The following is a 14,820-nucleotide window of genomic DNA, read 5'->3' as shown; positions in this document are numbered from 1 at the left end:
ACAAATCTTATTGAATGAATTGAAGGAGGCGCCTTTTAATGTCTCATTTTGGAGTCAAATTGTCGAATTGATTTGAATTTTAAATCAAGCCAAATGTCAAAATAGTAATGTAAAGATACTCTTTGAATTATTTTGTTGTATTTTTAAAAAATCAGCCGTTTAGATATAAGTTGTAATCACATTTTTGATATGGATCACGCTTGAAAATCAATTTGATTTTTTATTGAATTTGATATTTCCATGCGGACGCGGTGTCCGGGGCAGCGCGAATGCCGCGACTCGTCGTGATAATCCCGGCCGGTCCCGAGTGGCAACGCCGCTTCGAAGCCTTCCCACCACTTCTCTCCATCCCCGTCATGTCTTCCCGCTTCTGCTTCCCCGCCATTGCTGCATCCGCCGCCCTCGCACTCGGCTTCGCGCCGAGCTTGCCGGCCGTGGCCCAAACGGGCGCACCGCCGCCGCGCGTGCAGTCCGACCTGAAGGACATCCGCATGCGGGCGATCACCAGCCTGCCCAAGGCGGGCGGCAGCGCCGACGACCGCAATAGCTGCTCATGGCGCGTGATCCAGCCGAAGTCGCCAGCGGCCAAATTGGTGGCTGCGCAGGGCTGGGCGGTGACCGCCGATGTGCCGATGGGTTCCTATCGCGCCGTCAGCTTCGCTGGCCAGATGGAAGCCGGAACCAGCGGCACCTGCACGATCACCCAGGGCAACGTGGCGGTGTTCGATGGCGACAGGCTGGTCGCGCTGGCCTACGGCAAGTCGCCCGAAGACCCCGCCATCGGCAACCTGACCGCGCTGGAAGGCGGCTCCGCGCGCGTGTGGGACGGCGACCTCATCGGCTCGCCGGTGGGCGACCTGCGCGTCGAGGCCGACGGCACCCTGCGCCTGGGCAAGCTGGCCGATGAGGAGTCGGTCTGCAAGGGCCGCGCCAAGGTGCCGAACGTCTACGGCATGCCGATCGACAAGGCGCGCAAGGTTCTGGCTGCCAGCGGATGGAATCCGGTGCGTGGCGGGGCCAGCAGCGAGTCCCGGCAGGCCGGGTTTGTCAAGCGCGGCATCGCCGAAGCCGAGTCCTGCGCGGGCACCGGCCTTGCCTATTGCGACTTCGGCTATTCCGGCCCGGCCGGCCGGCTGACCGTGACCACGGCGGGCGAGAAGAGCCTCCCGAACGTCGTCGGTTACGACGTCAACTGCCGCTGATGCAGATGAAGCCTGGCGCCGCGCACTGAAGCCAGGCCGGCGGGGCAGGGCGGGGCGGATTCAGGCAGGCGATGCCTGCGCACCTACACGGGTTGCCCGGCCGTTCCCACATTCGCCCGCATCGCGGCGCAAAAGCATCGACTCCGGATCGAGTACCGGCACCGGAGCACAGACTTGGCAACCCCGTCCACCCGAAGAACGCGCACGCGAGCGGCGAAAAAGCCGCATGGAGACATCCGCATCGGAATCTCTGGCTGGCGGTACGCGCCGTGGCGGGGCCGCTTCTATCCGGCCGGGCTGGCACAGCGCAACGAGCTTGCCTTCGCCTCGCGCATGCTGCCCAGCATCGAACTCAACGGATCGTTCTATTCGCTGCAGCGCCCCGAGTCGTACGAGACATGGCGCGACCAGACGCCCGACGGCTTCGTGTTCGCGGTCAAGGGCTCGCGCTACATCACGCACATGCTGCAGCTCAAGGACGTGCGCCCGGCGCTCGCCAACTTCTTCGCCTCGGGCGTGCTCGCACTGGGCCGCAAGCTCGGCCCCATCCTCTGGCAGCTTCCTCCGCGCATGCGCTACGACGCCGAGCGCGTCGAAGCCTTTCTCTCGCTGCTGCCGCACGATGCCAAGGCCGCGTCGGCGCTGGCGCGCGAGCACGACGAGCGCATGAACGGGCGGTCCTCGATGAAGGCCCCGCGCGGCCTTCGCATCCGCCATGCCATCGAAGTGCGCAACCGCAGCTTTGCCGACCCCGATTTCATCGCCACGCTGCGCCGGCACGGCGTGGCCCTGGTGGTGGCCGACACCGCGGGCCGCTGGCCGATGCTCGAAGACATGACGGCGGACTTCGTCTACATCCGGCTGCACGGAGACAAGGAGCTCTACGCCAGCGGCTACGGCGACGCCGCACTCGACCGCTGGGCCGAGCGCATCGAAGCATGGAGCCAGGGCCGCCAGGTCGGCGACGCCAGGCTTGCTTCGGATGTCGGTGCACGGCGGGGCCGGCACGATGTGTACTGCTACTTCGACAACGACACCAAGGTGCGCGCGCCCTACGACGCGGCGCACCTGGCGATGCGGCTGGGGCTTCCGACGGGCTTCGAGCCGGAAGAGAAAGCCCGCCACCGAAAATGAAGGAGCCCGGCCGGCTCTCGGCGTGAAGCAATCTTCTTCAACTACATTGCCCGCATGACCGCACTCATGCCGGGCGAAGCGCCCATCTACCTCGAAGCCGCGGCAAGCGGCGAATTCATCGAACTGCACGAACACGACAACCTGCTGCGCGTGCGCAGCGGCGGGCGCGGTTGAAGGTATTGCAAGGCCAGGTCTTTTCCGCCCGATGATCTTCGACCGCGACACCTACCGCCGCTTCTTCGACGGCTACTTCATCCGCGACTGCACCATCGGCTTCGAGGATGGCCGCCTTGGCTTCCTGCTGTTCGAGGAGCAGGAGGACAAGGACCATGACGAGCCGTTCAAGGTCCGGCTGCTCGCCGTCAAGCTGGCGAATCCGGCCGAGACGCGGTTCTTCACGCTGACCACCCATGCGCTGGGGCTGGGCTGCGATCTGTCCAGCGCCTGGGCGCCGGACCATTCGGAGTTCGTCTCGGTGGGCATCGGGCGGGAGACGCTGGCCTACAAGCCGAAAGTCCACAAGGGGCAGGAGGCGCGCATTCCGTTTCATGGCGCGGGCGAGCCGCATCCCGTTTCTGGACTCATGTACGACAGCATCGTGCTGCGTACCGCGCGCGCCGGCACCACGGTGTTCTCGGTCGGTGCGCCGTTCCGGGTGTTCGAGCGACTGGGCCCCGGGCAATGGCGCGAGCACACGGAGATTCCGCTGCCCGAGGGGCTGGCCAGCACGGAGCCGGATGTTGCTGACGAGGCCCTGTCGAACTCGGACTTCAACGATCTTGCTGGCCTGTCCGCGCAGGACCTGTACGTGGTCGGCTCGCGCGGCGCCGCCTGGCGACGGCATGAGGGGCTCTGGAGGCAGCTGCCCTTTCCCTCGACGCTGGATCTGAAGACTGTAGCCGTTGCGCCCGACGGCACGGCCTACGTCACCGACGAGCGCGGCCACGTATGGCAAGGGCGCGACGACAGCTGGCGTTGCCTGACTCCGAAGCCGCACAGCGAAAGCTTTCTCGACAGCGCCTGGTTCGCCGGCCGGCTCTGGTGCACCGGCAGCACGGGCGGCTGCTACGTGCTCCAGGGCAGCAGGATGGTGCTGGCCATGGATGCACGCCGGCAACCGATGCCCAAGGGCTGCTCGCTGGCATCGCGGCGGCTCGATGTGTCGCCGGATGGCCGCAGGATGCTGGTTGCCGGTTGGCACGGGGCACTGGAGTTCGACGGCGAGCATTGGACGGTGCTGTTCTACGGCGAACCCTGAGCCCGGCCATCCATCGGCTGCCAGGCTCGCTTGCTCATTCCCCGGAAGAAGTCTCTCAACAATGTCCAGCAACAAGTTCCAGATCGGCAAGTGCGCATTCGAGTTCGCGCCGGATACCCATGTCGTCTTCGAGGACGGCGGCATGTCCTTCGAACTGAAGGCTCGGCCCGTCGCCTTCGACAAGGCGCTGCACGCGCCGCCCTTCGACCCCGAGGGCTCCGACAACCCGGCGCCGGGGCAGGTTGCTCCTTCGTTCCGCTCCTCGACCTTTCACTTCCATGACAACCACGACACGCCGCACCGGCGCGTGCGCTACCTGAAGGATCAGCCGACGCACGGCTTCTATCTCTGGGAGAAGGGCTTCGACTTCGGCACGCGCTTCTTCGGCGAGATCGACCTGCGGCCCGACCGCATCGAAATGCACGGCCTGCTGCGGCACGACTACGAGACCGACGAGGAGGGCGTTGCGGTCGACGTGGTGTGGCACTGCACGCCGGGAGAGGTGGAACTGCGCGCGCACACCTACGGCAGCTTCGATGAGGCGATGGCTGCTCCGCCAGAGCGCGTGCGGCGGTTGATCATCAGCCATTGGGATGCCGTGTGGCGCGAGGAACTGCTGCGCTTCACGCAGCTCGAGTTCCTGTCGATGGAAGACCTATGGACAGGCAACCCCGAGAAGGCCGTCACGGCCTTGCCCGAATCCCTTTGCACGCTGACGCGCCTGCGCGAGCTGCATCTGCGCAGCCGCCATATCGCCCGTCTTCCCGAGAACCTCGGGACGCTCGAATCGCTGGAAGTGCTTTCGCTCCAGTACTGCCAGATCGAGACATTGCCCGACAGCATCGGCGAGCTCGTGCATCTGCAACGACTGCTGCTGGACGGGAACCTGCTCAAGACATTGCCTGAATCGGTAGGCCACCTGCCGGCCCTCCAGCTGCTGAGCATCAACCGCAATCCCTTCGAGTCGCTGCCGGCTTCGCTGCGGAACATCGCGAAGGTCAATATCGAGAGGAAGAACGAAGCGCTCTTCCGCGACATCCGCTATCGCCCCGACGTGGAGGTCGCGATCGACCGCGAGGCTTTCATGGCACGCAACAGCCCGCGGCATGTGGCGCTGTTGAGCGATGCGCTGGCACGTCACGATCTCAAGGCCTACGAAGGGCCGCTTCGGCGCCACGCGCGCCAGGCGCTGCGCCTGTGCACCACGGAGCGTGAGAACTATGCGATCCCGGGCGGCACGCGCATCGGCGGCAGGCCGGACCTGCCGCCCGGCATCGACTACCCGGCCACCGACGGAAAGCTCTGGCGCTTCTACGCGCAGATCGATCTTGCAGAAATCGCCGGGCTTCAGTCGTGGCTGCCGCGCACCGGCCGCCTCTACTTCTTCGGCGAGGGCCAGGAGGAGGGCGACGGTGTGCGCGTGCTGCATTCGAATGCTTCTGCCGCCGAGCTGCAACCCTATGTATGGCCGGAGGACGCGGAGTTCGCCGACGGCGTCGACGTGGGCGACGCTCATGAAGGCTACAAGGTCCGCATCGACGCCACCGTGTCGCTGCCGAACCTCTACAACGCCGGAGGAGGTCGCCTGAGCGGTGAAGACGCCTCGCTGCTCGAGATCGACAGGGACGATAAGCTGCAGGAAGCGTATTGGGCTCTCGAAGCCGAGCTCGCCGGCGATGGCGAGCGCAGGAACGGCGCACACCTGATGAACGCACACGTCTTCACACAGCACGAGAACCCGCAGGAGCAGGCCTCGCGCGAAAGGGGCGGCCTGCCGCAGGAATGGATCAACCTGCTCACGCTCGATTCGGACAACAAGCCCGGCTTCTGCTTCTGGGATGCCGGCACCTTCACCTTCAGCATCCACGAGAAGGACCTGGCGCTGGGCGACTTCTCGCGCGTGCACTGGAGCCTGGAAAGCAGCTGAATCCGCTTGGTTGGTGCGGACTAGAACTTTCGCAGTCCCGCTCGCGTTGTTCTTTCGCAATACCCGCATTCCGCCGTGCCGGATGAGGCGTCGGCACGCATTCCCATACCTAGAATCGCGCCGGTCCGGGCGTCCGCCCGGCTCCATCAACCGGAGAAGCCGCGATGTCCTTTTCGTTCGGTGCCGTCGTCGTCACGTACTTCCCCACCGACGGGCAACTGACGAATCTCCATACGCTTTCGCGCTCGTGTCCGCGTCTGTGCGTGGTCGACAACACGCCGGAGCCGGGCGACTGGCATGGCGCACTCGCCGATGCGGGAATCACCGTGCTGCACAACGGCAACCGTGGCGGCATCGCGGGCGCATTCAACTGCGGCATCACCGAGCTCGAAGCGCAGGGCGCCGAACTTTTCTTTCTGCTCGATCAGGATTCGGTGCTGCCCTTCGGCTACTTCGAAGCAATGTGCCAGGCGGCGGAGACGGCACAGGGAAAGGCTTCCGTTGAAGGCAAGCAAGACGCTGCCTTCCTGATCGGCCCGCTCGTCCACGACACCAACCTCGACGCGCTGATCCCGCAATTCGGCCTGCAGGGCAGGCGCGTCTACCAGCTCGACCTGCGCAAGCCCTTCACCGAGCCGCTGGCGCGCTGCGCCTTCATGATCTCCTCGGGCTCTCTGATTTCGCGCGGGGCCTGGGCCAAGGTCGGGCGCTTCGACGAGCGCTACGTGATCGACCACGTCGACACCGACTACTGCATGCGCGCCCTGCGCAGCGAGGTGCCGCTCTATCTCAATACGCAGGTGGTGCTGCGGCACCAGATCGGCGACCTCGAGGCGAAGTCGCTGTTCGGCTGGAAAATCTACGTCATCAACTACCCGGCCGTGCGGCGCTACTACATCTCGCGCAATGCACTCGACCTCTCGCTGGCGCACATGCGTGCCTTTCCGGCGATCCTGTTCATCAACGTCTACACGCTCAAGCAGATCCTGCCCATGCTGATCTTCGAGCGCGACCGCTTGAGAAAGAGCGTCGCGCTGCTGGTCGGCTGCATCGACGGCCTGCTCGGCAGGCTCGGTGGCATCCGCGAGGTTCGCCCGCGCGTGGGCAAGTACCTGAGCCGCAGCGGTTGAGGTTGCAGCGATGAATCCGACCCTCCAGGCACCGCGCGTGCGCCGCGCCGCGCTCGCCTTCATCTTCGTCACGGTGCTGATCGACTTCCTCGCGTTCGGCCTGATCCTTCCAGGCCTGCCGCATCTGGTGGAGCGGCTGGCCGGCGGCAGCGCCGCGACCGCGGCGTACTGGATCGCGGTGTTCGGCACGGCGTTCGCGGCGATCCAGTTCGTGTGCTCGCCGGTGCTGGGCGCGCTGTCCGATCGCTTCGGGCGGCGGCCTGTGATCCTGCTGTCATGCCTGGGCCTTGCCGTCGACTTCGTGTTCATGGCCCTTGCCGACAGCCTGCCGTGGCTCTTCATCGGCCGCGTGGTGTCGGGCGTGTTCTCGGCCAGCCTCACCACCGCCAATGCCTACATCGCCGACGTGACGGCGCCGGAAGAAAGAGCCAGGAGCTACGGCATCGTGGGCGCGGCCTTCGGCGTGGGCCTGGTGCTCGGTCCGGTGCTCGGCGGCCAGTTGAGCCACATCGATGCCCGCCTGCCGTTCTGGTTCGCGGCCGGCCTCACGATGCTCAACTTCTGCTACGGGTGGTTCGTGCTGCCCGAATCGCTGCCGCCAGAGCGGCGCAGCCTGAAGTTCGACTGGTCGCATGCCAACCCGGTCGGCTCGCTGATGCTGCTGAAGCGCTATCCGCAGGTGTTCGGCCTGGCGGCGGTGATCTTCCTGGTCAACCTCGCGCAGTACGTGTACCCGAGCGTGTTCGTGCTCTTCGCCGACTACCGCTTCCAGTGGAAGGAAGACACCGTGGGCTGGGTGCTCGGCCTGGTGGGCGTGCTGAGCGTGGTGGTCAACGCGCTGCTGATCGGGCCGGGCGTGAAGCGTTTCGGCGAGCGCGCGGCGCTGCTGTTCGGGCTGGGTTGCGGCGTGCTGGGCTTCGCGATCTGCGGCGTGGCCGATGCCGTGGCGGTCTTCATGCTCGCGCTGCCGTTGTGCACCTTGCTGGCCTTCGCGGGGCCGGCAGCGCAGGCGCTGGTCACGCGGCAGGTCGACGCGGCGCAGCAGGGGCGCATCCAGGGCGCGCTGACGAGCCTGGTGTCGGTGGCGGGCATCGTGGGGCCCGCGGCCTTCGCCGGCAGCTTCGGCTATTTCATCGGCGTGGACGCACCGGTGCATCTGCCGGGCGCGCCGTTCTTCATTGCCGCACTGTTCCTGTGCGTGGGCATGCGGGTCGCATGGCGGCGCACGCGGCTTGCGGTGGCGGCAGCCGGCGAAACAGCGACCGAGCCGACCTGAGGCCGCCGAGCGGGCCGCTTCAGCCCAGGAACTCGCCCTCGTCGAACTGGTGCTCCATGCGCCGCGTCGCCAGCGCGACATGGGCGGCGAGCATCTCGTCCAGGTCGATGCCGGCCAGCGCCTTCCGGCACAGCGGCTGGTAGCGCGCCACCCAGTCCTCTTCGCCCGCGTCGTGCTCGTAGACGACGTTGTGGAAGGCGCCGTTCCGGTCGAAGGCCAGCAGCGTGCGGTCTTCATAGCGGTGGTGCGCCCAGCCGAAGACCACGTAGTGCTCCGTCAGCGCTTCCTGCGAGGCCGGCTTCAGCCCGCCGAACTCCCGCCGGCTGCCGAAGGTGCACAGCGCTCCCATGAGGCTGGGCCAGGCGTCGTCGACGTCCGGGCTCTCGGCCCAGGAGAGCAATCTGTCGATGGAGAGCAGGTCGACATGGCGCATGCGGTTCTCGGGCAGCAGCGAGAAGGCGCCCAGCGATTCATAGAGCGCCCTCAGCGGCTCGGGCAGGCGCATCCCGATGCGGGCCTCCAGGCGCTCGATGGCGTCAGGGGTCTCGGGGGCCTGGCGGACCGCCGAGAAGGCGTATCCGAAATCCTCGGCCGCGTCTTCGTCCTCGATCCGGGCGACCTGCCGGGCGAGTTCCTCGACCCTGGCTTCGTGGCGGTCGAGGGCGGCGGTGAAGCGGGGGAGGCGGTCGGTCAGGGAAGGAGCTGTCTGCATGGTCTGTGCGGCGGGGCGGGGCAGGGCGCCAGCCGTGCTGTTTGGGGCGCGGCGAGTATAGGTGGGCGGTCTCCGGGCGGCATCTGGGCAGTACTGGCCGCATGGCCCGTACGTAATTCCCCTTACGGTCCGGTCAGATTGCAATCAGTTTGGCGCCAGAGCATGCAGGGGTCCGGACTTCCGCCCGGATGGAGACGATCAGCCCCGGTTTGCCGGTGCCGGTGATTTCGAAACCCATCGCACAAGAAGAGATGAAAAACAGAACCCTTGTCAGAGGCTTGTTCCTCATGGCGATAGCGCTGGCCTTCGGCCTGACCTCGCTTCGCTACCCCATCGGAGACTTGAGCCGCGCCGGCCCCGGTTTGTTCCCCGCCATGATCAGCGCGATGCTGCTGGTGATCGCGGTTTCCACCGTGATCCGGTCGTTCTTCGTGGAGCGCGTGGCGCTGGAGTTCAACTTCAAGAACATCTCGCTGATCCTCGGCAGCCTCTGCGGCCTGGCGGTGATCTCCATGTACGTGAACATGATCGCCGGGATCATCTTCATGGTCTTCTGCTCGGGCTTCGCCGCGTCGTCCTACTCGGTCGTGCGCAACGTGAAGATCTCCGCCGGGCTGGTCGTCATGGCGCTGGCCCTGCAGAAGCTGCTCGGCCTGAACCTTCCGCTGTACTGAGGAAGGAACGAGCATCATGGAAGTCCTCAACAACCTCGCGTTCGGGTTCTCGCATGCCCTGACCATGCAGAACCTGCTGTTCTGTGCCATCGGCTGCACGGTGGGCACGCTTGTCGGCCTGCTGCCGGGCCTCGGCCCGCTGGCCACCATCAGCCTGCTGCTGCCGCTGACCTACTCCATTCCCACCACCGGCGCGCTCATCATGCTGGCCGGCATCTACTACGGCGCGCAGTACGGCGACAGCGTCAGCGCCATCACGATGAAGATCCCGCATGCGAGCAGCATCGTGGCCTGCATCGACGGCTACGCGATGACGCTCAAGGGCCAGACGGGCCTCGCGCTCTTCACCGCGGGCTTCTCCAGCTTCATCGGCGGCACGGTCGCCATCCTGGTGCTGTCGTTCCTCGCGCCCGTGCTCGGTGAAGTGGCCTTCCTGTTCGGGCCCGCCGACTACGTCGCGATGATGCTCGTGGGCTTCGTGTGCGTGAGCTTCGTGACCACCGGCAGCCTGCTCAACGGCCTGGCGATGTGCATGATCGGCGTGCTGCTCGGCACCATCGGCACCGACGTGAACAGCGGCATGCAGCGCTTCACGCTCGACCTGCCGTTCCTGGTCGACGGCGTCGGCATCGTGAGCATCGCGCTGGGCTGCTTCGGCATCGCCGAGATCACCAAGAACCTCGACTCGCGCGAGGAACGCTCGCCCTTCAACGGCAAGATCAACCTGATCCCGACCTGGGCCGAGTTCAAGCGGATCATTCCGAGCGCCCTGCGCGGCAGCGCGGTCGGCTCCTTCCTGGGCATCCTGCCCGGCGGCGGCCCGACCATCGCCCAGTTCGCCGCCTACGCGATCGACAAGAAGGTCAGCAAGTACAAGCACGAGATCGGCACCGGCTGCATCGAAGGCGTGGCCGGCCAGGCCGCTGCCGACGAAGCCGCCGCGCGCACCAGCTTCATTCCGCTGATGAGCATCGGCATTCCCGAGAACGCCGTCATGGCGCTGATGCTGGCCGCCTTCATCATCAAGGGCATCCAGCCCGGCCCGAACATGATCGGCAGCCACCCCGAACTCTTCTGGGGCCTGGTGGCCAGCATGTGGATCGGCAACGTGTTCCTGCTGGTGCTGAACGTGCCGCTGGTGCGCTACTGGCTGTCGGTGTTCAAGATCCCGTACGCGGTGCTGTTCCCGTCGATCCTGTTCTTCTGCTGCATCGGCACCTACAGCGTGAACAACAGCCTGGAAGACATCTTCATCACCGCCGCCTTCGGCTTCATGGGCTACATGTTCATGCGGCTGGAGCTCGACGCGGCGCCGCTGATGCTGGGCTTCATCCTCGGGCCGATGCTGGAGGAGAACTTCCGCCGCGCCATGCTGCTGAGCCGCGGCAGCTTCGGCATCTTCGCCACGCGCCCGATCAGCGCCACGCTGCTGAGCCTGGTCGGCGTGTTCATCGTGTGGCAGGTGGCTTCGTTCCTGATCAAGGTGCGCAAGAACAAGGGCGCGGCCCTGCCGCCGCAACCCGTGCCGGCGATGGAGGAATAGACACGCCTGCCGGCCGCTTCGGCGGCAAGCAACGATAGACCTGTTCGCCGCGTTGCCCGCCTGGGTAACGCGGCGAACTGCTTTGGGGTGGCCCCGTTCGCGCGCACCGTCAGTGCATGCGCGCGAACTTCCCGGGCGGCTGCCCCACATGCCGGCTGAACGCCGTGCTGAAGGTGCTGGCCGAACCGTAGCCCACCCGCTCGGCCACTTCCGCGATCGCCAGCTCTTCGCGGCGCAGCAGCTGCTTGGCGAGGGCCATGCGCCATGAGAGCAGGTATTCCATCGGCGGCATGCCGACCGCGCGGCTGAAGCGGTCGAAGAAGGCGGAGCGCGATAGCGCGCTCTTGCGCGCCAGCTGTTCCACCGTCCAGCCGCGCGCGGGGTCGCCATGCATGTGGCGGAACGCGGCCGCGAGCCGCTTGTCCGCCAGGCCTCGCAGCAGGCCGGGCGGTGCCTCTTCGCCGGAGGTGTTGCGTAGGGCTTCCACCAGCAGCACTTCCACGAGCCGGGTGAGTACCAGCTCGCGGCCCGGCCGACGGTCCAGCGATTCCTCGCGCACCATCTGGGTCAGCAGCGGCAGCTTCTGCGAACCCCGCACATGCAGCACGGCGGGAAGCAGCGACACCAGCATCGCCGAATCGGGCGAGTCGAACTCGAAGTAGCCGCCCAGCATCCGCACCTCGGGCCGGCCGCCGCGCGTGCCGTGGCGTATTTCGCTGCCGCTCGTGTCCATGGCCGCCTTGCGCGCGTCGATCGGCACCGGCGTGCCGGGCTCCAGGCTCGTCATCGTGAAGCCGGGCGTGGTGGGCAGCAGCACGAAGTCTCCCGCGGTGAGCGTCAGCGTTTCCGCTCCATCGACCGACAGCAGGCAACTGCCTTCGAGCAGTGCGCAGAAGCTCGGCAGGCCGAACTGTGTGTAGCGCGCGCCCCAGCGTCCGGCGCCGCTGATCACCTTCGAGAACACCGCCCGGGGCTTGAGCAGTGCGATCACCTGCGACAGCGGGTCGATAGCCATGGATGGACTTTCGCAAACAAATGATGGACTGATGATTGTAGATAGTCCGGTAGGTCGAGCCTATCGTACGAGTTCCTTCAACCGCTCGTTCACTTACCCATTCAGAGGACCACCATGAAGACTGTTCTGATCACCGGCTGCTCGTCCGGCTACGGCCTTGCCACTGCGCGCCATTTCCATGCTCAAGGCTGGAACGTCGTCGCGACCATGCGCAAGCCGCAAGACGGACTTTTCGAAGACTCCCCGCGCATGCGCGTGCTTGCGCTCGACGTGACGCGGCCCGAGAGCATCGTCGCCGCGCTGGACGCGGCAGGCCCCGTCGACGTGCTCGTCAACAACGCCGGCATCGGCCTGTTCGGTGCCTTCGAGGCCACGCCGATGGCGACGACGCGCGAGCTCTTCGAGACCAACACCTTCGGCGTGATGGCCATGACGCAGGCCGTGCTGCCCGCGTTCCGCGAGCGCCGCGGGGGCGTGATCGTCAACGTGACTTCGAGCGCGACCCTTGCGCCAATGCCCCTGGTTGCGGTCTACACCGCCAGCAAGACGGCGATCGAGGGCTTCACGGCCTCGCTCGCTCACGAGCTGAGGGCATTCGATGTCGCCGTGAAGCTCGTCGAACCCGGCTACGCGCCCACGACGCGATTCACCGAGAACGGTGGCGAGCGGATGCAGGGCCTGATCACCGAGCCGTATGCGCCCCTTGCTCAGTCGATCTTCGGTGCGCTGGCGCAGGCCACGCAACTGACGAAGGAGTTGGATGTCGCCGAGGCGGTCTGGCGCGCGGCGAACGATGCGACGGGGCAACTGCGATTTCCGGCGGGCGCCGACGCGGTCGCGCTGGCGCAGCGGGGCGCGGGTTGAGGCAGCCGGCCGGCGCCGGCCGCGAGCTTCAGCCTGCCGTTGCCGCAGTTGCGGTCGCAGGCGCAGGTGCAGGTGCAGGCGCAGATGCAATCGCAGCCGCGGTGGCCGGCAAGGCCTCGGGCTCGCACTGCAGCGCGCTGTCGGTGCCGGGGATGGGCGCGGTGAGGATCTGGGCCAGCCAGTGGTCGAGCGTGTCGTCCGGCGGCGCTGTGGGGCGATGCTCGCGGGCCGAGGGCTCCGCGGCGCCGGAGGCTCCGCGGGTGATGGGGCTCACCTCGTCGGGAAACCATCTGAAGATGCTGACCTGACTCCTGTAGCCATCACCCGAGCGCACGAAGAGAAATCCCTGCTGTGCGTTGCCTTCCGCGTCGACCGGGACACCGGCAGCCCGAAGGGCCGTGACCCTTGCGCCGGTTTCCATGTCGCGCGGCAGCTTCAAGGTGATGCTTGCGTTGTGGACCATCCGTCTCGCCATGTTCGTACCCTCATGCTTTCTTGCGGCTCGCTGACTCGAAAAGCTTTCCCAGGGGCCCGCGTTTTTTTGAGGGAGGCGCGGGCCTCCCGGAGCTTCATTGCGGTAGCGCCTGCTTACTTGTCGTGATGCAGGTAGCTCGCCTGCTTCGGCAGCAGCAGGCTCACGGTGAAGGCCACGACCATCATTGCCGTCACGTACCAGTAGAAGTAGGATTCGTGCCCGATCGACTTCAGGCCCAGCGCCACGTACTCGGCGCTGCCGCCGAAGATCGCGTTGCCCACCGCGTAGGAGAGGCCAACGCCCAGCGCGCGGATCTCGGGCGGGAACATCTCCGCCTTCACGATGCCGCTGATCGAGGTGTAGAAGCTCACCACCGCCAGCGCGAGGGTGATGAGCGCACCTGCCACCAGCGGGCTGCCGACGTTCTGCAGGTTGCTCAGCACGGGCACCGTCATCAGCGCGCCCAGGGCGCCGAACAGCAGCATGTTGCTGCGGCGGCCGATGCGGTCCGACAGTGCGCCGAACAGCGGCTGCATGCACATGTAGATGAACAGGCAGGCCGTCATCACGTTGCTGGCGGTCTTGATCGACATGCCGGCGGAGTTCACCAGGTACTTCTGCATGTACGTGGTGAAGGTGTAGAAGATCAGCGAACCGCCGGCCGTGTAGCCGAGCACCACGAAGAAGGCGCGCTTGTGATGGGTGAAGAGCTCGCGCATCGTGCCCGCGCCCTTGGCGGCACGGGTCTTGTTGCTGGCCGTCTCGGTCAGAGTGCGGCGCAGCATCAGCGCCACCACGGCCGCCACGGCGCCGAGCACGAAGGGAATGCGCCAGCCCCAGGCCTTGAGCTCGGCCTCGTCGAGCACCTGCTGCAGCACCACAACGACCACCACCGCGAGCAGCTGGCCGCCGATCAGCGTGACGTATTGGAACGACGAGAAGAAGCCGCGCTGGCCGCGCATCGCCACTTCGCTCATGTAGGTGGCGGTGGTGCCGTACTCGCCGCCCACCGACAGGCCCTGCAGCAGCCGCGCGAGCAGCAGCAGCGCCGGAGCGGCCGCGCCGATCTGCGCATAGGTGGGCAGGCAGGCGATGACCAGCGAGCCCACGCACATCATGACCACCGAGGTCACCATCGAAGTCTTGCGGCCCTTGCGGTCGGCGATGCGGCCGAACAGCCAGCCGCCGATCGGGCGCATCAGGAAACCGGCGGCGAACACGCCGGCGGTGTTCAGCAGCTGCACCGTGGGGTCGGACTTGGGGAAGAAGGCGGGCGCGAAATAGATGGCGCAGAAGGCGTAGACGTAGAAGTCGAACCACTCCACCAGGTTGCCGGACGAGGCGGCGAAGATGGCGAAGATGCGCTTGCGCTTTTCCTCGAAGGTGTAGGGCGTGTTGTTGTTGGCGGTGGCGGGTGCCGCGTCGGGGCTGGAAGCGCCGGCGGCCGCGCTTGCGATGGCGGTCATGAAAGGGGTCCTTGTCTCTGGCTGCGGCCCGCGGCGTTAAGAAGAAAAGGCACGCGGGGGCCGTTGCGGCGAGTCTGTCCGGCAGCGGAAGCGCTGTCGTCCGTAACCGGCCGTTGGCCGTCTACGTATCGGTACGCAAGGGTA

At 66.2% G+C, this 14,820-nt stretch carries 13 protein-coding genes; 9 read left to right on the top strand and 4 right to left on the bottom strand.

All coding sequences use genetic code 11. The features are described 5' to 3' along the window. Positions 1-356: 356 nt before the first annotated feature. The 6 genes from ABL843_RS23005 (at position 357) to ABL843_RS22980 (ending at position 7,927) form a co-directional block, all read left to right on the top strand. Entirely contained in the window at positions 357-1,202 is an 846-nt protein-coding gene (locus ABL843_RS23005) for a PASTA domain-containing protein (RefSeq protein WP_369661231.1), read from the top strand. Between the two features lie 174 nt (positions 1,203-1,376). Further along, positions 1,377-2,336: a DUF72 domain-containing protein gene (locus ABL843_RS23000; protein WP_369661232.1), complete on the top strand. Its 960-nt coding sequence runs from the start codon at positions 1,377-1,379 to the stop codon at positions 2,334-2,336. Between the two features lie 205 nt (positions 2,337-2,541). After that, positions 2,542-3,594 (top strand): hypothetical protein, encoded by a 1,053-nt coding sequence (locus tag ABL843_RS22995; protein ID WP_418117457.1) that lies wholly within the window; start codon positions 2,542-2,544, stop codon positions 3,592-3,594. Between the two features lie 61 nt (positions 3,595-3,655). After that, complete coding sequence (locus ABL843_RS22990; RefSeq protein WP_418117456.1) at positions 3,656-5,521, top strand: DUF1963 domain-containing protein; 1,866 nt, start codon at positions 3,656-3,658, stop codon at positions 5,519-5,521. 164 nt (positions 5,522-5,685) lie between these two features. Further along, a complete protein-coding gene (locus ABL843_RS22985) occupies positions 5,686-6,651 on the top strand; it encodes a glycosyltransferase family 2 protein (protein WP_418117455.1) in 966 nt (321 codons plus the stop codon). 10 nt (positions 6,652-6,661) lie between these two features. Next, positions 6,662-7,927 (top strand): TCR/Tet family MFS transporter, encoded by a 1,266-nt coding sequence (locus tag ABL843_RS22980; RefSeq protein ID WP_418117454.1) that lies wholly within the window; start codon positions 6,662-6,664, stop codon positions 7,925-7,927. A gap of 19 nt (positions 7,928-7,946) precedes the next feature. Here ABL843_RS22980 and ABL843_RS22975 read toward each other — a convergent pair whose 3' ends face one another. Continuing rightward, a complete protein-coding gene (locus ABL843_RS22975; RefSeq protein WP_418117453.1) occupies positions 7,947-8,639 on the bottom strand; it encodes an SMI1/KNR4 family protein in 693 nt (230 codons plus the stop codon). 287 nt (positions 8,640-8,926) lie between these two features. On the opposite strand from ABL843_RS22975, the gene ABL843_RS22970 reads away from it, so the two are divergent. Together ABL843_RS22970 and ABL843_RS22965 are read left to right on the top strand one after the other, a co-directional pair. Continuing rightward, positions 8,927-9,313 (top strand): tripartite tricarboxylate transporter TctB family protein, encoded by a 387-nt coding sequence (locus tag ABL843_RS22970; RefSeq protein ID WP_184642743.1) that lies wholly within the window; start codon positions 8,927-8,929, stop codon positions 9,311-9,313. A gap of 16 nt (positions 9,314-9,329) precedes the next feature. Further along, a complete protein-coding gene (locus ABL843_RS22965; RefSeq protein ID WP_184642724.1) occupies positions 9,330-10,856 on the top strand; it encodes a tripartite tricarboxylate transporter permease in 1,527 nt (508 codons plus the stop codon). Between the two features lie 109 nt (positions 10,857-10,965). Here ABL843_RS22965 and ABL843_RS22960 read toward each other — a convergent pair whose 3' ends face one another. Next, entirely contained in the window at positions 10,966-11,871 is a 906-nt protein-coding gene (locus tag ABL843_RS22960) for an AraC family transcriptional regulator (RefSeq protein ID WP_418117452.1), read from the bottom strand. A gap of 114 nt (positions 11,872-11,985) precedes the next feature. On the opposite strand from ABL843_RS22960, the gene ABL843_RS22955 reads away from it, so the two are divergent. Further along, positions 11,986-12,735, top strand: a complete 750-nt coding sequence (locus ABL843_RS22955) for an SDR family oxidoreductase (RefSeq protein ID WP_418117451.1) — start codon at positions 11,986-11,988, stop codon at positions 12,733-12,735. A 28-nt stretch (positions 12,736-12,763) separates the two neighbouring features. Here the strand turns inward: ABL843_RS22955 and ABL843_RS22950 are convergent, their stop codons facing one another. Beyond that, positions 12,764-13,198, bottom strand: coding sequence for a hypothetical protein (locus ABL843_RS22950; protein WP_418117450.1), 435 nt, complete (start codon positions 13,196-13,198; stop codon positions 12,764-12,766). A gap of 125 nt (positions 13,199-13,323) precedes the next feature. Continuing rightward, positions 13,324-14,676, bottom strand: coding sequence for an MFS family transporter (locus tag ABL843_RS22945; RefSeq protein WP_126023498.1), 1,353 nt, complete (start codon positions 14,674-14,676; stop codon positions 13,324-13,326). Positions 14,677-14,820: the final 144 nt, after the last annotated feature.

This window comes from Variovorax sp. 350MFTsu5.1 (assembly GCF_048302515.1).
In the GTDB taxonomy this organism is placed as follows: Bacteria; Pseudomonadota; Gammaproteobacteria; order Burkholderiales; family Burkholderiaceae_C; genus Variovorax; species Variovorax guangxiensis.
The sequence above is the reverse complement of the archived record's forward strand: the minus strand, read 5'-3'. Positions and strand labels throughout refer to the sequence as shown.